This window comes from Vibrio sp. PNB23_22_6 (assembly GCF_052877535.1).
Window position 1 is genome coordinate 49,094 of sequence record NZ_JBNFXP010000003.1, and the last position, 20,080, is coordinate 69,173.

Annotated in this window: 20 protein-coding genes; 10 read left to right on the forward strand and 10 right to left on the reverse strand. The window is 46.3% G+C overall.

The window, feature by feature from the left end:
• Positions 1 to 143: 143 nt before the first annotated feature.
• Positions 144 to 902, reverse strand: coding sequence for a hydroxyacylglutathione hydrolase (gene gloB, locus ACVA54_RS03320; RefSeq protein WP_099079727.1), 759 nt, complete (start codon positions 900 to 902; stop codon positions 144 to 146).
• Between the two features lie 35 nt (positions 903 to 937).
• On the opposite strand from gloB, the gene ACVA54_RS03325 reads away from it, so the two are divergent.
• Positions 938 to 1,705, forward strand: coding sequence for a class I SAM-dependent methyltransferase (locus ACVA54_RS03325; RefSeq protein ID WP_099079728.1), 768 nt, complete (start codon positions 938 to 940; stop codon positions 1,703 to 1,705).
• On the opposite strand, the gene rnhA is transcribed toward ACVA54_RS03325, so the two are convergent.
• Positions 1,702 to 2,166, reverse strand: a complete 465-nt coding sequence (rnhA, locus tag ACVA54_RS03330) for a ribonuclease HI (RefSeq protein WP_099079729.1) — start codon at positions 2,164 to 2,166, stop codon at positions 1,702 to 1,704. The two genes, ACVA54_RS03325 and rnhA, sit on opposite strands and share 4 nt — an antisense overlap.
• 58 nt (positions 2,167 to 2,224) lie before the next feature.
• On the opposite strand from rnhA, the gene dnaQ reads away from it, so the two are divergent.
• The 3 genes from dnaQ (at position 2,225) to ACVA54_RS03345 (ending at position 5,266) form a co-directional block, all read left to right on the forward strand.
• On the forward strand, positions 2,225 to 2,947 hold the full coding sequence (dnaQ, locus tag ACVA54_RS03335) for a DNA polymerase III subunit epsilon (RefSeq protein WP_099079730.1): 723 nt from the start codon (positions 2,225 to 2,227) through the stop codon (positions 2,945 to 2,947).
• A gap of 8 nt (positions 2,948 to 2,955) precedes the next feature.
• Entirely contained in the window at positions 2,956 to 4,206 is a 1,251-nt protein-coding gene (locus ACVA54_RS03340) for a TIGR03503 family protein (protein WP_099079731.1), read from the forward strand.
• 796 nt (positions 4,207 to 5,002) lie between these two features.
• A complete protein-coding gene (locus ACVA54_RS03345; RefSeq protein WP_099079732.1) occupies positions 5,003 to 5,266 on the forward strand; it encodes a DNA polymerase III subunit epsilon in 264 nt (87 codons plus the stop codon).
• 106 nt (positions 5,267 to 5,372) lie between these two features.
• Here ACVA54_RS03345 and fadE read toward each other — a convergent pair whose 3' ends face one another.
• On the reverse strand, positions 5,373 to 7,817 hold the full coding sequence (fadE, locus tag ACVA54_RS03350; protein WP_446581111.1) for an acyl-CoA dehydrogenase FadE: 2,445 nt from the start codon (positions 7,815 to 7,817) through the stop codon (positions 5,373 to 5,375).
• 358 nt (positions 7,818 to 8,175) lie between these two features.
• On the opposite strand from fadE, the gene lpcA reads away from it, so the two are divergent.
• Both lpcA and ACVA54_RS03360 read left to right on the forward strand, forming a co-directional pair.
• Positions 8,176 to 8,751, forward strand: a complete 576-nt coding sequence (lpcA, locus tag ACVA54_RS03355) for a D-sedoheptulose 7-phosphate isomerase (RefSeq protein ID WP_005436835.1) — start codon at positions 8,176 to 8,178, stop codon at positions 8,749 to 8,751.
• 62 nt (positions 8,752 to 8,813) lie between these two features.
• Positions 8,814 to 9,659: a class II glutamine amidotransferase gene (locus ACVA54_RS03360; protein WP_446642103.1), complete on the forward strand. Its 846-nt coding sequence runs from the start codon at positions 8,814 to 8,816 to the stop codon at positions 9,657 to 9,659.
• A gap of 135 nt (positions 9,660 to 9,794) precedes the next feature.
• Here ACVA54_RS03360 and purN read toward each other — a convergent pair whose 3' ends face one another.
• Positions 9,795 to 10,436 carry a phosphoribosylglycinamide formyltransferase gene (gene purN, locus ACVA54_RS03365; protein WP_446581109.1) on the reverse strand — a complete coding sequence of 214 codons (642 nt, stop codon included), beginning with the start codon at positions 10,434 to 10,436 and terminating at the stop codon, positions 9,795 to 9,797.
• 142 nt (positions 10,437 to 10,578) lie between these two features.
• On the reverse strand, positions 10,579 to 11,619 hold the full coding sequence (gene purM / locus ACVA54_RS03370; protein ID WP_446642102.1) for a phosphoribosylformylglycinamidine cyclo-ligase: 1,041 nt from the start codon (positions 11,617 to 11,619) through the stop codon (positions 10,579 to 10,581).
• 178 nt (positions 11,620 to 11,797) lie between these two features.
• Here purM and upp point away from each other — a divergent pair, with 178 nt between their 5' ends.
• Positions 11,798 to 12,424, forward strand: coding sequence for a uracil phosphoribosyltransferase (gene upp / locus ACVA54_RS03375; RefSeq protein ID WP_005445324.1), 627 nt, complete (start codon positions 11,798 to 11,800; stop codon positions 12,422 to 12,424).
• 184 nt (positions 12,425 to 12,608) lie between these two features.
• On the opposite strand, the gene ACVA54_RS03380 is transcribed toward upp, so the two are convergent.
• On the reverse strand, positions 12,609 to 13,862 hold the full coding sequence (locus ACVA54_RS03380) for a uracil-xanthine permease family protein (protein ID WP_099079737.1): 1,254 nt from the start codon (positions 13,860 to 13,862) through the stop codon (positions 12,609 to 12,611).
• Between the two features lie 234 nt (positions 13,863 to 14,096).
• Here ACVA54_RS03380 and ACVA54_RS03385 point away from each other — a divergent pair, with 234 nt between their 5' ends.
• Positions 14,097 to 15,383 (forward strand): DUF2066 domain-containing protein, encoded by a 1,287-nt coding sequence (locus ACVA54_RS03385; protein WP_446642101.1) that lies wholly within the window; start codon positions 14,097 to 14,099, stop codon positions 15,381 to 15,383.
• A gap of 242 nt (positions 15,384 to 15,625) precedes the next feature.
• On the opposite strand, the gene ACVA54_RS03390 is transcribed toward ACVA54_RS03385, so the two are convergent.
• The 4 genes from ACVA54_RS03390 to bepA are packed head-to-tail and all read right to left on the reverse strand — an operon-like array spanning position 15,626 to position 18,478.
• Complete coding sequence (locus tag ACVA54_RS03390) at positions 15,626 to 16,066, reverse strand: DUF2069 domain-containing protein (RefSeq protein ID WP_119463455.1); 441 nt, start codon at positions 16,064 to 16,066, stop codon at positions 15,626 to 15,628.
• 20 nt (positions 16,067 to 16,086) lie between these two features.
• On the reverse strand, positions 16,087 to 16,659 hold the full coding sequence (gene wrbA / locus ACVA54_RS03395; protein WP_099079739.1) for an NAD(P)H:quinone oxidoreductase: 573 nt from the start codon (positions 16,657 to 16,659) through the stop codon (positions 16,087 to 16,089).
• Positions 16,660 to 17,010: an arsenate reductase (glutaredoxin) gene (arsC, locus tag ACVA54_RS03400; RefSeq protein WP_099079740.1), complete on the reverse strand. Its 351-nt coding sequence runs from the start codon at positions 17,008 to 17,010 to the stop codon at positions 16,660 to 16,662.
• Between the two features lie 16 nt (positions 17,011 to 17,026).
• Entirely contained in the window at positions 17,027 to 18,478 is a 1,452-nt protein-coding gene (gene bepA / locus ACVA54_RS03405; RefSeq protein WP_099079741.1) for a beta-barrel assembly-enhancing protease, read from the reverse strand.
• A 277-nt stretch (positions 18,479 to 18,755) separates the two neighbouring features.
• On the opposite strand from bepA, the gene ACVA54_RS03410 reads away from it, so the two are divergent.
• Positions 18,756 to 18,992, forward strand: a complete 237-nt coding sequence (locus tag ACVA54_RS03410) for a sulfurtransferase TusA family protein (protein ID WP_172438135.1) — start codon at positions 18,756 to 18,758, stop codon at positions 18,990 to 18,992.
• A gap of 1 nt (position 18,993) precedes the next feature.
• A complete protein-coding gene (locus ACVA54_RS03415; protein WP_099079743.1) occupies positions 18,994 to 20,064 on the forward strand; it encodes an AI-2E family transporter in 1,071 nt (356 codons plus the stop codon).
• The last annotated feature ends 16 nt before the right edge of the window (positions 20,065 to 20,080 follow it).

Here is a 20,080-nt window from a genome sequence, read left to right on the forward strand (position 1 = left end):
GGGCAATGCCTCAATTATGCGCTTGGGTATAATGCAATCAGGTTTACATTACCCCAAACACAATAGAAGCGCCGGAGGCGCTTCTATAAAAAATTAAGCTGAAGATAATACTTGTGTCCGATAAAGTTACAAGTAAAAAATGGTTAAAATTCGTTCTTCCATTCACGCAGAGCCGCAAAAACCGAGCATGGATCGCTATTTTCGATGCGGTTCGCGACCGATTTTACTATTTCTGGCTGAGTGGTACGTAGGAATGGGTTAATCCATTTCTCTTTGCGTAGTGTGGTTGGAATCGTTGGAATGTTCTGTGCGCGCAGACGGTTCACATCATCGCGATATTGGCGTAAGTGGTCATTGTCGGGCTCTACAGCAAGGGCAAAGGCGACGTTGCTCGCGGTATATTCATGTGCACAGAAAACTTCGGTCTCTTCTGGTAGTGCCGCAATTTTACTCAGGGATTCGAACATTTGCTCGTGCGTTCCTTCAAACACACGACCACACCCTGCAGAGAACAGCACATCACCACAGAACAGCTTACCGTCACCCACATAGCCAATGTGACCTAACGTGTGACCAGGCAGCCCTAGCACCATAAAGATTTCACCGAATAGCTCAAGCTTATCGCCTTCTTCCATCGCATTGGTTAAGGTTGGGATTGGCTCTGCCTTTGGTCCTACAACCGAAACGTGAGGAAACGCACGAACCAAATCTGGAACGCCGCCGATGTGATCGTTGTGGTGGTGTGTAATTAGGATTGCTTCTAAAGTTAACTCGTTAGCCTGTAGATATGCCAATACTGGTTTTGCATCGCCTGGGTCGACCACGGCACAACGTTTCTGGCTATTTTGTATCAGCCAGATGTAATTATCATTAAATGCAGGTATGCTTTTGATCTGTAACACGATTCGTTCTCCGTCACCCTATTAGCAGGTGGTAAATGAAACCAGCACTCAGCAACAAAACTATCCAGCACCCATCGACTTGGTCAGACATGAACAATGGCCCTTGGGTATATGAGTCAATCCAAACCCGACTTGACGAATGGTGCCCGAAATTGTTCGGCTACCACATGTTAAAATTGGGCGGGTTGAGCTGCGAGTTAACCAGTTGTAATTGTAACATTCAACACCAAGTTAACGTAGATATCCAGAACCCGTTGCATAATGTCATCGCAGATGGTTACGAATTACCCTTTTTAGAGAAAAGCTTTGATGTTGTCCTGCTAGCTCATCAGCTTGACTATGCAAGTGACCCCCACCGACTGTTGCGAGAAGTGGATCGCGTGATGATGGATGACGGTTACCTTATTATTACCGGATTCAATCCGTTCAGCTTCACGGGCGTTGCGAGCTTATTACCTTGGCGTAAAAATAACTTGCCATGGAGTAGTCGTATGTTCACCTCTAACCGCATTAAGGATTGGTTGGGCGTGCTGAACTATCAGGTGATCCATTGCGATCGCTATGCATTGTTTCCAATGATGCGTTATAAAACGTTATGGACGTGGTTAGAAAACAGTTTGGGAGATTGGGCTTCATCAGCAGGAAGCTTGTATTACATCGTTGCTCGTAAGCGAACTTACCCTCTTCAACCTATCAAGCCACATTGGCGTATGAAAAGAAAACTTGCGCCATTGGGAGTCATGAATCGAGAGGGTAATACGGTTAGGAAAGTATCTAACGAGAAATTTAGGTCAGCAGTCTAAGATGGCTGATAACCGGTGTCTTCTTCGGTTGGATTTTCAGCGGCTGTACGTGCAAGTTCATCACAGATTTCATTTTCTCGATGACCTGCATGGCCTTTTACCCAGCGCCAATCGACGTGATGGCGAGCGGTTTCTTTGTCTAGCGCTTGCCACAAGTCGGCATTCTTTACCGGTTTTTTATCTGCGGTTTTCCAACCACGTTTCTTCCAGTTGTGAATCCACTGCGTAATGCCTTGGCGCACATATTGGCTATCGGTGGTTAATGTAACTTGGCAAGGCTCTTTAAGCGTTTGGAGTGCGACCACTGCGGCCAACATTTCCATGCGGTTATTGGTGGTCAGGGTGTAACCTTTAGCGAGGGTCTTTTCCGTTTGCTTGTAACGTAAAACGATGCCGTATCCACCTGGGCCAGGATTTCCTAAACAAGATCCGTCTGTGAAAATCTCAACGTGTTTGGTCATATTTTTGGTACTATTAGCCGAATCATTTAATAAAGCATAGTCTGACACACATAACCTTATGAATACCAGCAGCAATTCTGAACATAATCGTATTGTCGTTCTCGATACCGAAACCACGGGTATGAATTTAGAAGGTGGTCCACACTACATGGGCCATCGCATCGTTGAAATCGGTGCCGTGGAGATCATCAACCGTAAGCTGACTGGTCGTCACTTCCATGTCTACCTCAAGCCGGATCGTGAAATTCAGCCAGAAGCAATAGGCGTTCACGGTATTACCGACGAGTTTTTGGTCGACAAGCCCGACTATGCAAGCGTTCACCAAGAGTTCTTAGACTTCATTAAAGGTGCCGAACTGGTTGCCCACAACGCACCCTTCGATACCGGTTTTATGGATTACGAGTTTGAAATGCTCGATCCAAATATCGGTAAAACGGATGATTATTGTAAGGTGACCGATACCCTTGCCATGGCGAAGAAAATCTTCCCGGGCAAGCGAAACAACCTCGATGTATTGTGTGAACGTTATGGCATTGATAACTCACACCGTACTCTCCACGGGGCATTGCTCGATGCGGAGATTCTAGCCGACGTTTACCTCCTAATGACGGGTGGTCAAACGAGTCTAGAATTCAATGCCAACAAAAAAGAGGGTGAAGCAGAAGGCATTCGTCGCGTAGAAGGAAGAAAAGGGCTAAAGGTTTTGCGTGCAAGTGCCGATGAACTAGATGCACACCAGAAAAGATTAGAGCTGGTGGATAACTGTATCTGGCACTTATAGGAGAAGCTATGTTGAGGGCTTTGTCGATCGCTGTTTTAGCGATCTGGAGTTGTTTTGCGTTTGCTGCGAGCGAGTCCGCCATGTCTTTGTTAGATAACCGCTTTCGAGTTGACCCAAGCATCGAGCAAATCACCTTTTTGGTTTATCGTGAACAAAGCTCTCAGCCAGTTGTATTAGTACGCCCGGATGGTAAAAAGTATTATGCATGGGGTACTTACGATAACGTACGCTGGTATCAGGAGTCCTCTTTAGACATTATTTCTATAGACAGCCCAATGCCAGGTCCATGGCAAGCGGTGGGCAAAGTGACCCCGAAAAATAACATTCGCTTGATTTCACACCTTAAGCTCAGCACGGATGTATTCCCAACCCGTCTTTATAAAAGCGAAGCGCTGAAGTTCACCTCACGTTTAACCTCCGATGGTATGCCGCTGGTACTGCGTGATTTTTTGGATCGCGTTAACCTGCGTGTGACCTTTACCAAATTTGTTGAGAACGAAGATCAACTGATTAAGGAAGCGCGACCAATCCCGATGGTGATTGGTGAGTTCTCCGATGATGGCCGAGGTTTGGATGAAAGAGCCGGCGATGGCGTATTTACGGTTCAGTTACCCATTGATGCAGAGCCGGGCAAATACCGCGCGCGTATCACTTCCGGCAACGGAGTATTTCTACGAGCGCAAGAGCAAGTCGTTCTGGTGTATCCAACGCCAGTTACACGTACTTTTATCCAATCACGCCACCCAGACCAACCTCATCAGCTGGTGGTCAGCGGTGAGCAGGGGATGATCACTCCCGGCTCAATTGCCGTTAACATTGAGCAAGAAGCACCGGATGGTTTCATCAGTTACAGCCAAGGTCAAGTGTCGGCTGACGGCACGAAAACCACGCTTAAAATGGATAACGACCCGGAATTAGGTAAATACGCCTGGAAAGGGGAAATCTTTGCCACCGATTTAGCCACCAAACGTTCACTGGTCTTCCCAATTGAGGAGCAAGGTTTTAGTGTTGTGGATGAAATTAACCTAGAAGTTGCTCGTAAAGCCAAAGAAGCCGAACTGGCAGAACAGCACCGTATTGAGATGGAGAAACGTATCCTCGCCGAGCGCGAAGCGGAACGTAAGCGCAGCATGATCATCATTGCGGTTGGTAACGTCATCGTTTTGATACTGGTGGTATTGCTGTGGGTAGTATGGTCTAAACTGCGAGCAAGGCGTGAATCCATCCCAGAGATGCAATTGGAAGTCCCGAAGAAATAATATTGAAGATTTAGACTGAAAAGCGGAGCTGATGAGCTCCGCTTTTTTGCTTGATATCCAAATCAACTTAGGGAGTGTTTTTCGTACTAAACACCCTAGATAACATCTCTATTTCATCTTGGTTTAATATTGGATGAATGTTATTGTTAGATTTGTTAATTCTTTGTAATTCTTCATTTAAAGCCAGTTTTTGCGTCTTACTTAGCCGAGAAATCTCTTTAAGTAAGAGCTTAAAGTTTTCTTCTGTCATACGATTACGATTACGATTTGTAATAACAGGACCATCAGGTAGTGGTCTGTTGTTTTTTTGGTTACACAGCAATCAATTAGCCAACTGAGTTGCTTTTATTAGGGAACCGAGAAGATAAGTCACCAGCAACTTCTAAATGTAGATTAATTGTTATTGATGCGTAATAGAAGATATATTGCTCCCATTTCACAGTGCAACTGAGTGTAAACATGAGTGATTCTGTGAATTTGTTGTTGGAGTGAGATGGTTATAAATAATTGGGGATACTTTTGAGCCCCCCTGTGCGTACAGAAGTTTGATAACTGGAAGTGAGTCGTCATTCTAGCGAGCTCCAGCGAGACTAAGAATCTGCCATCAACGTACTGGGATGTTTGAGGCTTCATTCAATAGAGCCGCTTGAGAATAAACTCTAAATCACGAAAGCAATCACTCCACTATTCATGCCATTATCTATGTTAAACTCACGCCATCAGCTATATGAATGACTTCTCATTTGTTTACCTGAGGGCAGCAATTGGGCTGCTGTTTATTATTAAAGGCATAAAAATGAGCAAATTAAGTTCAGCTGAACGTAAAGCACGTGACAACGAACGTTTCTCGCAACGCGTGAGTGAACGTCGTGAAAAAGGTGAAGATGTCGTCGCGTACGCATTGGCGAATAAAAAAGCGGTGAAGTTCTTGAGCAAGTCAGAAAAGAAAGTACTGAACGAACGTAAAGCGACGCTTCAAGAAGAACTTAAGCTGAAAGAGCAGGAAGAACTGCGCAGAATTGAACAGTCGTTTATTGTTGAAGAAGATAACAAAGAATAAACGCTTCTCTAGCTAAGACCATGCTCTGTTTTGCTGAGATTCAATACAAAACGGGAGCCTCTGCTCCCGTTTTACGTTCCTATTGATCGTTTAGGCCATTAACCACTTAAGCGACGTGCTCCATCTGTGGGTAAAGCGGCTTTGCGGCCAAGACCTCTGGCTCAAAGTCGTCTACGTTGATAGTGTCAAGGCGATGCTGCTCTGCTTCTCTCAGTAGTTCCGCTTCTTCTTGCGTGATCAAACTTTGGTCAAGACCTTCTTGAGCAACCATATCCAAACGTAGGAATGGACGACGTTTGCCTTGTGCTTTACATACCTTGTCGAACACAGGTTCAGCTTGAAGAATCACAGATAGCGCAAGCTCAATCTTACCCGCAGCGTTGTGCTCTGTTGGTTCTAGGTACTGACCTCGACCAATGCGTGAACGTGTTGCACTTGGCGTTTGTAAAATACGTGCTACTTTGCTGTCTAGCTTATCGTTTGGTGCTTTACGAACGCGACCAAATGGCATGATCAACACGCGCAGTGCTCGGCCAATCACCTTGTTCGGGAAGTTCGCCAGGAACTCATCAATCGCTACTTCTGTCTGCTTCAAGCTGTCTTGCAAGCCCCAATGCACCAGTGGCAAATCTTCGACAGGACGACCATCTTGTTCGAAGCGTTTTAGCGTTGCAGAGCTTAGGTATAGCTGGCTAAGAATATCACCAAGACGTGCAGACAGACGCTCTTTACGCTTCAATGAACCGCCTAGGGCAGCCATAGAGATATCGGATAGCAAGGCAAGGTTGGCGCTGTAGCGGTTCAATTGTTGGTAGTAACGTTTGGTTGCATCCTTGGTTGGTGATGAAGAACCCAGACCGTCACTTAGGCCGAACCAGATGCTTCGTACTAGGTTACTCATGGTAAAGCTCACGTGACCCGCTAGCGCTTTATCGAATTTCTCAACGGCATCGCCTGCGTCTGAGTACGCTGCGTTCATTTCTTCTAGAACATAAGGATGGCAACGGATCGCACCTTGGCCATAAATAATCATTGAACGAGTCAGGATGTTAGCACCTTCTACCGTTACCGCAATCGGGGCACCTTGGTAGCCACGCGCTAGGAAGTTAGAAGGACCCATGCAAACCCCTTTACCACCGACAATATCCATCGCATCGATGATGCTTTGCTGACCACGGTGTGTACAGTGGTACTTCACGATAGCCGAGATAACCGATGGTTTCTCACCTAGGTCGATACCTGCCACGGTGAGGTTACTCGCAGCGTCCATCACGTAGGCGTTACCGCCAAGACGTGCTAATGGCTCTTCAACGCCCTCCATGTGGCCGATAGGCTGTTTGAACTGACGACGAATACGCGAGTAAGCACCCGTTGCCAATGCTGCCGTTTTGATGCCGCCAGTTGAGTTAGAAGGCAGCGTAATACCACGACCGACTGATAGACACTCAACCAGCATACGCCAGCCTTGGCCTGCCATTTTCTCGCCACCGATGATGAAGTCCATCGGTACAAAGATGTCTTTACCGCGTGTTGGACCATTTTGGAATGGCACGTTAAGCGGGAAGTGACGGTTACCTATCTCAACGCCTTTTAGATCCGTTGGGATAAGCGCACAAGTGATACCGAGATCTTCTTGGTCACCTAATAGACCATCTGGGTCACGCAGTTTAAACGCCAGACCAAGTACGGTTGCGACTGGCGCAAGCGTAATGTAGCGCTTGTTCCAAGTTAGGCGCATGCCCAATACTTCTTCGCCTTCCCATTCGCCTTTACATACCACGCCGAAATCTGGAATTGCGCCCGCATCGGAGCCAGCCTCTGGGCTGGTTAGGGCGAAACATGGGATCTCTTTACCTTCGGCGAGGCGAGGTAGGTAGTGATTCTTTTGCTCTTCTGTACCGTAGTGTTGCAGTAGCTCACCAGGGCCTAATGAGTTGGGAACACCAACCGTTGATGACAGAACGCCAGACACACCGGTTAGTTTTTGCAGGACCAAAGATTGCGCATACGCTGAGAATTCTAGGCCACCGTATTTCTTCTTGATGATCATGGCGAAGAATTTGTTGTCTTTCAGGTATTGCCATACTTCTGGTGGCAAATCAGCCAGTTCATGCGTTACTTGGAAGTCACTCACCATGGCACAAACTTCGTTGACGGGACCGTCTAGAAAGGCTTGCTCTTCTTTGCTTAGTTTAGGCGCCTTGATGGCGTGAAGTTTATGCCAATCCGGTTTGCCTTTGAACAGTTCTGCTTCCCACCAGACCGTACCGGCATCTAATGCTTCTTTTTCGGTTTGAGACATGGCAGGCAGCACTTTCTTAAATAGTGCTAGTGCTTTGCGGCTAATAAGGGATTGGCGAATGCCTGAAACGGTGAACACGGCAATCGCAGACACGTAAACTGCCCAGCCTATGAGGCCTACAGAGCCCGCGATGGTCAGCGCTAACATGACGGCAGTAAGCAGGCTAACGGATTTTACGAGCGACATTCTATGGTAAAGCGTAATGCCTAACACAATTGTCAGCGCTACGATTGAGAGCAAGATATCCATATGTTTATTTCCTTTTCAGACTTTATTAATGTTGTACGTCCGCATCCTGGAAAGAGGTCTAACCAGTTCTTGTAAGTGTAATCAAAATATTAAAGAAATGTAAAACACGATATTGGGTAAAAAGTGATCTAGGTAGAGCTAAAATTCTAAAGTTGAGATTTGAATGGTGATTTCATAAGCAGGTTGGCAAGTTTATTACCATGATGAATCCAAATCTGCCGGTTCGCTATCGACACTAATTCTCGTTTGTGGGTAAACTCTGACTAATGAAATGTTCGGTGCGAGGTTCGCATCAGTTCAAATGCCGAGTGGGAATGCCATTTCACCACTGAGGCCGAAATAATAAAGAGAACGTCCTATGTACCAAGATCTGATTAGAAGTGAATTAAACGAAGCTGCTGAAGTCCTGAATAAGTTTTTAAGTGATGATCACAACATCGCACAAATCGAAGCAGCAGCGAAAATGATTGCGGACTCATTTAAGCAAGATGGTAAAGTATTGTCATGCGGTAACGGTGGCTCACACTGTGACTCGATGCACTTCGCTGAAGAGCTAACAGGTCGTTACCGTGAGAACCGCCCAGGTTACGCGGGGATCGCGATTTCAGATCCAAGCCACCTTTCTTGTGTGAGTAATGACTTCGGTTATGATTTCGTATTCTCCCGTTACGTAGAAGCGGTTGGCCGCAAAGGCGATGTGCTATTTGGTCTATCGACGTCTGGCAACTCAGGCAACATCCTAAAAGCGATTGAAGCTGCACAAGCGAAAGGCATGAAGACCATCGCACTAACAGGCAAAGATGGCGGTAAGATGGCTGGTCTTGCAGACATCGAAATTCGCGTACCACACTTTGGATACGCAGACCGTATTCAAGAAGTACACATCAAAATCATTCACATCATCATTCAGTTGATTGAAAAAGAGATGGAATAAAAAGGATGCTAACGTCGAAGGTGCGGTGTTGGCGTGTTTTAAGGTAAGGAGCTCGTTTAACCATGTGTGAATTGCTCGGCATGAGCGCAAATGTTCCAACCGATATTTGTTTCAGTTTTACAGGATTGATGCAGCGCGGTGGCCGTACAGGGCCGCATCGTGATGGTTGGGGGATCACTTTCTATGAGGGAAAGGGGTTTCGCACTTTCAAAGATCCAAACCCAAGTTGTGACTCTAAAATTGCTGAATTAGTGCAGAATTACCCGATCAAAAGTCGTGCGGTGATCAGTCACATCCGCCAAGCGAACCGAGGTGGGGTAAATTTAGAAAACACCCATCCGTTTACTCGAGAACTTTGGGGGCGTTATTGGACGTTTGCACACAATGGCCAACTTACGGATTACCAAGAATTAGATTCTGGCCGGCACCGTCCTGTTGGGCAAACTGACAGTGAAATGGCGTTTTGCTGGCTATTAAAGCAAATGGAAGACAAGTTCCCTGAACCACCTCAGGATATGGAAGCGGTCTTTATCTATGTCGCAAAGTGCTGCGATAAGCTGAAAGAGAAGGGCGTGTTTAACATGCTGCTCAGCGACGGTGAGTTTGTGATGACTTACTGTACCAACCATTTGTATTGGATCACTCGTCGTGCACCATTTGGTAAAGCAGCCCTGTTGGATGAAGATGTAGAAATCAATTTCCAAGAAGAGACGACGCCAAATGATGTGGTTTCTGTGATTGCGACTCAGCCGCTAACTGGCAATGAGACATGGCATCGAATGAAGCCAGGTGAGTACGGTTTATTCCATGTTGGTGAATTGGTATTGAACAATGCTAAGGCACTAGAAGATGTGCCATTTGCTGCACCGAAGCCGGGCAACCAAGCGCCGACGGAGCCATTGGAGTAATGGCTTCTCAAACTGAATAACCGAATAAAGCTCACTTAATCGCGAGCTTTATTTTTATCAGTGTTATATCTAGTGTTGAGCATAACGAATAAAAGGCAGTCCGAGGACTGCCTTTTATTCGTTTGGGATTCAGGCTTACTCTTCTGCGGCGTAGCCGTGTGTGCCGAGTTCGAAGCCATCAAGGTACGCTTTGCCATCTCTCATCGATAGTCTTTCATCGACTAACCACTTAGTGACCATTGGGTAGATGTTGTGCTCTTGAGTTTGCACGCGGGCAGCGAGGGCATCTGCATTATCATCTACAAACACTGGTACTTTTGCTTGCAGTATAACCGGGCCGCCATCGAGTTCTTCTGTCACAAAGTGAACACTGGTGCCGTGCTCTTTATCACCCGCATCAATCGCGCGCTGGTGGGTGTGTAAACCAGGATACTTTGGCAGAAGAGAAGGGTGGATGTTGATCATTTTACCCATATAGTGCGAAACAAACGCGCTGCTCAGAATGCGCATGTAACCTGCGAGAACAATCACGTCCGGTTGGTATTCATCAATTTGCTTCATCAGTTCAGCATCGAAGTCTTCACGCGAGTCGAATGCTTTTGGATCGATAAAGTGACCGTTCACATCAAACTGTTTCGCTCGTTCCAAACCATAAGCATCGGCTTTGTTTGAGAACACGACTGCGACTTGTGCATTTGGCATGTTGTCTTCGCAAGCTTCCAAGATGGCTTGCAGGTTACTGCCGTTACCCGAAATGAGGACCACTATGTTTTTCATGATGTTGAGACTGCCTTGCTATTGTAGGTTTGAAGTGCGTAGCCGCTAAATTACCTACTATTAGAATGGTTTTCGATGTTCCAGATAGCAGAATGAGGACGTGGCGTCCTCATTCATATCTTTATGTAGCGCAACTCACAAGTTATTGGATTTCAACTTGCTCTTCATTGGCTTCAGCTTGAGCGATTTCACCAATCACCCACGCCTTTTCGCCTTCTTCTTTTAGAAGTGCAACGGCTGCGTCTGCTTGGCCTTTAGGTAGTGCAACGACTAGACCAACACCACAGTTGAACGTACGGTACATTTCGTGCGTTTCAACGTTGCCTTTCTCTTGTAGCCATTTGAAGATGATTGGCCATTCCCAGCTGTTACCGTCGATCACGGCTTTTGTGCCTTCAGGCAGTACGCGTGGGATGTTTTCCCAGAAACCACCACCAGTGATGTGAGAGATCGCGTGGATGTCGTGCTTCTCAATCATCTTAAGTGCTGATTTGATGTAAATCTTAGTTGGTTCTAGTAAGTATTCACCAATAGTACGGCCTTCTAGCTCTTCGTTCTTGTCTGCGCCAGACACTTCTAGAATCTTACGGATCAGAGAGTAACCGTTTGAGTGTGGACCGCTTGAGCCAACGGCGATAAGTGCATCGCCAGCAGCTACTTTCGTGCCGTCAATCACGTTTTCTTTTTCTACTACTCCAACACAGAAGCCAGCAACGTCGTAGTCTTCGCCTTCGTACATGCCCGGCATTTCAGCGGTTTCACCACCGATAAGTGCACACCCTGCTTGAACACAGCCATCAGCGATACCAGACACCACGTCTGCCGCTGTGTCTACGTCTAGCTTGCCTGTTGCGTAGTAATCTAGGAAGAACAGTGGCTCAGCACCTTGCACGATTAGGTCGTTGACACACATAGCCACAAGATCGATACCGATAGTGTCGTGCTTGTTCATATCCAGTGCTAGGCGAAGTTTTGTGCCTACACCGTCGGTACCAGAAACCAGTACAGGCTGTTTGTATTTAGTTGGTAATTCGCACAATGCGCCAAAACCGCCGATACCACCCATTACTTCAGGGCGACGAGTACGTTTTACCGCACCCTTAATACGATCTACAAGTGCGTTGCCCGCATCAATATCTACACCAGCGTCTTTATAGCTAAGAGAAGAGTTATTACCACTCACAGTGAAGTCCTCGGGTTGAAGTTGGATATGAAAACGGCGCTATTCTAACAGTGCTTAAATACAGATAGCAAACGTTTGCGTTAGTTTTTTTCTTCAGCGATCTATCCTTATAACACTGAAAAAATAGTGTATAATCTGAAGGTTTATTTAAATATTGCCATAAAAGCCGGAGATGGAAATGAAAGTTGTTGAAGTAAAACACCCTCTAGTAAAACACAAAATTGGTCTAATGCGAGAAGGTGACATCAGCACGAAGCGTTTTCGTGAGTTAGCGACAGAAGTCGGTAGCCTTCTTACTTACGAAGCGACAGCAGACTTTGAAACAGAAAAAGTAACCATTGAAGGTTGGAACGGTCCTGTAGAAGTTGATCAAATCAAGGGCAAGAAAGTAACCGTAGTGCCAATCCTGCGTGCAGGTCTAGGTATGATGGATGGCGTTCTTGAGCACATGCCAAGCGCACGTATCAGTGTTGTAGGTATCTACCGTGATGAAGAAACGCTAGAGCCAGTGCCATACTTTAACAAACTTGCTTCTAACATCGATGAGCGTATTGCTCTCGTTGTTGATCCAATGCTTGCAACGGGCGGTTCTATGATCGCAACTATCGATCTTCTAAAAGAGAAAGGGTGTCAGGCAATCAAAGTACTTGTTCTTGTAGCAGCTCCTGAAGGCATTGAAGCACTAGAAAAAGCACACCCTGACGTTGAGCTGTACACGGCGGCAATCGATGAGAAGCTAAACGACAAAGGTTACATTGTTCCTGGACTTGGTGACGCAGGTGACAAGATCTTCGGTACTAAGTAATTATTACTGAATAGAAAAAACAAAGGCTTGGTTTTCACCAAGCCTTTTTTGTATTTGTTCGTTTCGAATGGAGAGAGCACCGTTTTATGACCAATCACAGTAAGTAATCAGAGTTATCGAGTGTTATAACAAGCTAGAATGATCAGCTATTTACTGCGATTGGTATAATTACAGCGCAGACGAATTACTTCGCGTTCTCTTCTTCCATTTGAGCATTATCGACCACGTGGTTTTCACCTAGGTCGTGTGGCAATACTAGGTTAAGAATAATTGCCACGATACCACATAGACTGATGCCTTGTAGGCTGAAGTCACCGATACCAAATGCCATGCCACCGATACCGAACACAAGTGTCACTGCAACAATCACAAGGTTGCGGGACTTGTGCAGATCAACGTTGTTTTTGATCAGCGTGTTTAGACCCACGGTTGCAATAGAGCCGAACAGCAGAATCATGATGCCGCCCATTACAGGCACAGGGATCGTTTGCAGCATTGCGCCTAACTTCCCTACAAAAGCAAGCACGATTGCCGTGATCGCTGCCCACGTCATGATCGCAGGGTTGAATGCTTTGGTTAGCATTACTGCACCCGTTACTTCACTGTAAGTTGTGTTTGGTGGCGCACCAACCATAGAAGCGGCAATAGTCGCAACCCCGTCACCTGCAATTGTGCGATGCAGGCCTGGTTTCTTCAGGTAGTTTTTACCCGTTACGTTTGAGATAGCCAACATGTCGCCAACGTGCTCAACCGCTGGTGCGATAGCCACTGGGATCATGAACAAGATAGCGTTGATGTTGAACTCTGGTGCTGTGAAATTAGGCATTGCTAGCCATGCAGCTTGAGCGACAGGAGTAAAATCCACTACGCCGTACATGAGTGATACAGCGTAACCCGCTAAGATGCCGCCCACAATAGGAACCAGCTTAAGGAAGCCTTTTGCAAATACACTCAGCGTGATGGTTGTTAGGAGTGAGATGGCTGAAATCATAATGGCAGCATCACCATTCACAAGTTGAATCGCACCGTCACCAGATTTACCTACAGCCATGTTGACTGCCGTAGGCGCTAAGCCTAGGCCGATAACCATGATCACAGGGCCTACAACGACAGGTGGTAGGATTTTGTGAATAAAGCCTACACCGCGCACTTTAATCATTGCGCCAAGGCCAACGTAAACCAGACCTGCAGTCATTAAGCCGCCCATCGTCGCACCAATACCCCAAGTTTGGATACCGAACATGATTGGAGCAATAAAAGCAAAAGAAGATGCTAGAAAAATTGGAACTGAACGTTTTGTAATCAGTTGGAAAAGAAGAGTACCGACACCAGCGCCAAAAAGAGCAACGTTTGGATCAAGGCCAGTAAGAAGTGGCACTAGTACGAGAGCACCAAAAGCGACAAAGAGCATTTGAGCGCCTTGTAACGCATTATTCATAATAATTCCCTATTCAAAGATACGCAGACAAATCCGGCGAATATTAGCATTCTGCAAACGTTTGCAGTATTGCCTAGATCAAACTTTTGTATGGAGTGATAAGAAAGATGAATGTTTTGTTGCCTCAATGGGCGTCAACTTGGTCGGATCCGGATAATTCACTCCGTACTTTTCTTGCTCAGAAATTGATAGTTGCTTATCATGCGGGTTCTTGTTTAGAGGATTATGAAAACTATGCGCTATTTAGCTCTCTTACTGATAGGTTGGTTGTCCCTGCCTGCTTACGCTCTTACTCAGGTAGATGTCTACCGCGCAGAAGTCGTGATAGACAGTAATCAGAAAGATGGTGAGTCTTTAGCTCGTCAACAAGGTATGCAAGATGTAATAGTACGCGCGACAGGCACTGACGCTTCTCTTAGCAATCCAGTCATTCAGAAGGCGCTTGGTTCCAGCTCTCGCTATATTTCTCAACTTGGTTACGGTCAGGTTGACGGTCAAAACGGTCTGAAAATGCTATTTAATAGCGGGCAGATCCGTTCATTATTGACCCAAGCACAGCTGCCATTTTGGTCACCAAACCGTGCTAACATTTTGGTGTGGTTGGTCGAAGAGCAAGGCTACGATCGTGCAATTACTTGGGAGCACTCTGATTCTCAGAGTGTTGTGGCACTACGTAATGCTGCCCAAGTGCGTGGTTTACCCCTTACTATCCCAGTGGGTGACTTTGACGACGTTACGGGGGTGAATGTCTCTGATATTTGGGGTGGGTTTATTGATCCTATCCGTCAAGCGAGCGTTCGTTATCCTGCTGATGCCGTGCTAATTGTACGAGTACAAGGGGACAAGATTCGTTGGACACTTTACGATCAATCACCAGTGCAACTGTCTGAATCGCAACCCACTCCACGTAGCGGTTCTACGTCGGGCAGCGGTGCTATCGCAGCAATGGTTGGTGACATCGCAGATTACTACGCGAAGAAGAGTGCGGTGGTCGTGTCGAGCAAATCTTCAGAATCGATTGACGTGAAAGTACTTAATATTGCTTCAGCGGTGGATTTTTTCGGTTTAGAGAAAGCGTTAACTAAGCTAAATTCTGTGGCAGGCACAGAAATCAAACGTGTACAAGGTAATGAGGTGACATTGACGATCCATCTGCTTGCGTCACAACAAGCGTTTGAGCAAGAAGCATCTTCGATTTCGCAACTGATGGTATTTGAAGATCCGTTAGGTGGTTTCTATGAACAGGCTGTTCCTGTTCAGCTTCCTGTCGAGTCTGTGGAGCCAATACAATTGCCAATTGAAACGTCGGCAGATAAGGTAGCGAGTGTGGTTGAACAAGGTGCGGCTGCTGAAGACGTACAACTTTCAGTACCTGCTCAACCTATCAATATTGAGTCAGTGCCAGAACAATACGATCTGATTTACCAATGGAAAGCACTTGTTCGTTCTAAAGTCACACCAGAACCAGAGTCAGAACTTGCCCCAACACTTGAGACAGATACTGTGTCAAACCTCGGTTGAGGTCTACCCTGAATAAAAAAGAGTCGCAGCGAGCGACTCTTTTTTTGTGTGGAATTTGGCTCAGGTTATAGCAATCACAGTAAATATCCTCAGCTCGGGATAATCTAAGCCACTCAGCACAGCGCTTTTAGCGCCTAACGTCGTTAAAATGACCGCAATAGGACTAGCTATTGACTTGCTATTTTGCCTCGTTATCGAGCATCTACCAAACTAGAATGAACCAATATTTATTACGATTGGCACTATTTATTAAATTTGGCCTTTTCGTCTTTTTCTACTTGAGACAGGCGTTTGAGCCTCAAACCTAACTCTTTTCCGCGTGCACGAGCAAACAGTATATTACCAACGAAGCCAAGCGACGTGAGCACGAGTTCAACCACGGCCAGCCAACGCTCACCATCATCGACGTAAAGAATGGTCAATGCATGGAGGAAGTAGAGCATTAATACAAAATTTGCCCAAGCATGGGTGTAAGGTTTACCCGCTAAAATACCCGGAAGAGGCAGCAATAAAGGAATACACCAAGCGACGGCTAAGGTTGTGCTGCTTAAGTGCGGATGAGGAGAGAGCGCAAGTTGCCAAATGGCGACCCAAGCTAACAGCGCTAGGTTACTAACTAGAGCCATGTAGCGATAGGCTTGAGTTTGTTTACTAAGAGGTGGTTGGTCGATAGAGTCAGTCATCGATTTACTTATCCTTGATCTTACTGGCGGCCAGTCAGCTTTTGTGCTGTGGTCGCCAGTCGTTTTCCTAATTGTTGTGCAAGGCGAATCTCTTCTGCCGTCAGGCTGGGGTCTTGTCCTACGCTGCTTGCGCCATAAGGTGTCCCACCGGATTGCGTTGAATGCAGATCTGGCTGTGAATAGGGAATGCCTAATACCATCATGCCGTGATGCAGCAGCGGGGTCATCATGCTTTGTTGCGTTGTTTCTTGGCCGCCGTGCATTGAGGATGATGAGGTAAACACACAAGCCGGTTTGTCGATTAGGTCACCATTTACCCACAGGGGGGTGGTTTGATCCCAAAAATGTTTTAACGGCGCCGCCATGTTGCCAAACCAAACTGGGCTACCAAGTGCAAGGCCGTCGCACTTTTTCAATTCGTCTAGAGTAACAATTGGGTCTGAAGGGGAGTGTGAGTGAGGTGACAATTCTTCAACGGTACGCAAAATAGCTTCGCAATGAGGAGTCGATTCGACTCCTCGTGCTATCTGTCTTGCCAGCTGTTTTGTTGAGCCGTGGCGGCTAAAGTACAAAATGAGGATCTGGCAATCCATTTATAGGATATCCAACACTTGCTCAGGTGGGCGGCCAATTTTTGCTTTGCCGTTAGCCACCACAACAGGACGCTCAAACAATTTTGGGTTTTGTGCCATTGCTTCGAACAGTTGCGCATCCGTTACTGACGCTTCACCAAGTGCAAGTTCTTTGTAGATGTCTTCTTTGGTACGCATCATATCGCGCACTGAAGAGAAACCGAGTTGCGCGTAAAGTACTTTTAGTTGCTCAACATTCAGCGGCGTATCAAGGTATTTAACCACTTCCGGTGTAACACCATTCTGTTCTAGTAGTTCAAGGGTTTGACGGCTCTTTGAGCAACGAGGATTGTGATAAATCACGACTGACATGGTTTTCTCCATTTCGTTATTGTAATGCCATGAATCGATCTCTTTGGATCATTAGTTGGTCGATACGAGCATCGTATCGAGCTTGTTCTAAGCTGCCCAGTTCGGCAATTTTACTTGCTTCACTATAATATTGAATTGCTTTATTCCAGTTTGCTTGCAATGCCAAAATTTCAGCACGTGCAGCTAGCTCTTCATCATTGTGTCCTAACGCTTGGTTACTTTTCGATAATAAGAACCAACCGTTAGTGTCTTCAGGGTTATCGTGGGTATAACGTTGCAGAACGCGAATAGCCTTTTCATTCTTATTGGCTTCAATGAGTGCATTCGCGTAGTTGATGGTAAGAACCGCATTTTGCGGGTTACGCTTGAGCGCTTTATTTAGCATGTCTAACGCTTTTTGTGGCTGTTTCTTCTCGATGTATAGATCGCTCATGGCATCAAGATAGAACGGGTTGCCGGGATCGTGCTTTAGCAGTTTATTCAATATGGGTTCTGCTTGATCGAGACGTTTATTATCGAGATGAACCAGTGCGCGTCCATAGTCAAACGATGGCATGATCTCTGACGAGGCTTTTTTTTGGGTACGCTCAAACCACCCCAAAGCGGCTTGACCATCTATGTTGGCATAACGGGCAACAATGCGAGCTCGGGTTAGGTGATAATCAATCGAAGGAATGACCCGCATCGGAGGGTAAGCTTGAGCGCGCTGTCGGGTATCGGTAATCCGGTCCTCTGGCAGAGGGTGCGTCAGCAACATCGGTGGTGGTTTGCTTGCATAGCGGTATTGGTCGGCTAGGCGTCCAAAAAAGCGTGGCATGGCTTGCGCCTCAAAACCCGCTTTTGCGAGTGTTGCAATACCAAAGCGATCGGCTTCTTTTTCGTTTGAACGAGTGTAGTTAATTTGGCTCTGCATGTTGCCCGCCGTGGTGGCGGTAATGGCGGCCATGCCTGCTTGTGGTGAGGCAATGGAAAGTAACAGAGCGCCTGCCAAAGCTGCCATTGTTGCTGGAGAGCGGCGAGCCTGTTCTTCCATGCTTCGCGCTAGGTGTCTCTGTGTCACGTGTGCGATTTCGTGGGCAACCACGGAGGCGAGTTCGCTTTCAGTGCGAGCATGCAGGAATAGACCTGAGTGCAGCGCAACATAACCACCAAAGAAGGCAAATGCGTTAATATTTCTGTCACGGATCATGAAGAAATGGAATGGCGTTTTTACGTCATTCGCATTGGCGACCAAACGGTGACCGAGAGAATCAATATACGCATTGATCACTGGATCGTTAACAATAGGACTGCTGGCTCTGAGCATACGCATATAGGCATCGCCGTAGAGCAACTCTTGGTCTATTGTCAAAGTGCTACCTGCAGCCGTGCCAATATCAGGAAGCTCTAGAGTATTAGCATAAGTTGTTGGGGTGCTAAGTGCAGCAGCAAGGCAGATACAAACTAGCGAGCGAGTGCGTTTTAACATACGGTGCAAAGGTTCTCCAAAATACCGAAGCACGGGGAGAAGAGAGCGCCTCTTCCTTCCATTATCATGCTTTATGATCATCCCAATGAGATGAATATGCTAGCAATAAGACCAACAATAAACGAATTGGTTTCGTAAATAGTGATACCAAAGGTTTTGAATTATGACCTGTAAAGCGTTATTTCTGTACTTAAATCGTACGAGAAACGCTAGCACCAACTCAAAAAGCCGTTACAATACCACCCTATCATAAGTGCAGAGCAATACAATGGAATCCATGTTACTTGATTTGCGCGAGCAACGCTGCCCAATGGCACTGTTACTTGCTAAACGTCACGCTGCTGATGTGTTTCAGGGAGAAACTCAGCAGTATCAACAGCTTGTTATTCAAGTCGTGGACAGCAGCTCTAAACGAGACATTGTGAAGTATTTGTCTACTCAAGGGTATATCGTAGATTGTCAATCTACATTGGAACACTTTACTCTGACTGTATTGAATAAGGAATCATCATAAGATGCTAGAGATGGTAAGTCGTTGGTATAAGCGACGCTTTTCAGACCCACACGCAGTGAGCCTCGTTGCGATCTTGCTGTTCGGCTTTATCACTATTTACTTCTTTGGCCATTTGATTGCACCATTATTGGTTGCGATCGTACTGGCGTACTTACTGGAATGGCCTGTGGCTCAAATGTTCCGTTTAGGCGTTCCTCGTACTTTCTCTGTGATTACCGTTATTCTGATTTTCATCGGCTTGATGCTGATAGCCGTGTTTGGATTAGTACCAACTATCTGGACTCAGGTGGGCAACTTAATCAACGATATTCCGAATATGTATTCAGGGTTGCAAAAATACATCGCAACCTTGCCACAGCGTTACCCTGAATTGGCGAACCTGCAGATTGTAGAAACGGTCGTTACCAATGCGAAAAACCAGGCGATAGGCTTGGGTGAAAGTGTCGTAAAAGGCTCGCTGGCATCGCTGGTGAGTTTGGCAACGCTGGCGGTTTACTTAATTCTAGTGCCTTTATTGGTATTTTTCTTACTCAAAGACAAAGAAGAAATGCTCAGTATGGCAAGCGGCATTCTGCCGAAAAACCGGAAACTAGCAAATAAAGTGTGGCACGAGATGAATGAGCAAATCTCGAATTACATTCGCGGTAAGGTGCTAGAGATTCTTATCGTTGGTGGTGTGAGTTACGTGACGTTTGCAGTGCTCGATCTGCGTTATTCAGCGTTGCTTGCCGTTGCTGTCGGTTTGTCTGTTCTTATTCCATACATTGGTGCGGCAGCGGTTACAGTACCTGTCGCGATTGTGGGTTTATTTCAATGGGGCCTATCACCACAGTTCTACTGGCTGCTGGTGGCTTACGGGATCATTCAGGCACTAGATGGTAACGTGTTGGTTCCGGTGTTGTTCTCTGAAGCGGTAAACCTTCACCCTGTGGCGATTATCGTTGCGGTATTGGTGTTTGGTGGGTTATGGGGATTTTGGGGCGTCTTTTTCGCTATCCCACTAGCAACGTTGGTGAAAGCCGTATGGAATGCACTACCTAGTTCGGAAGAGAGTAAACCGATACAAGAGTGATCTGCATAACCGCCCC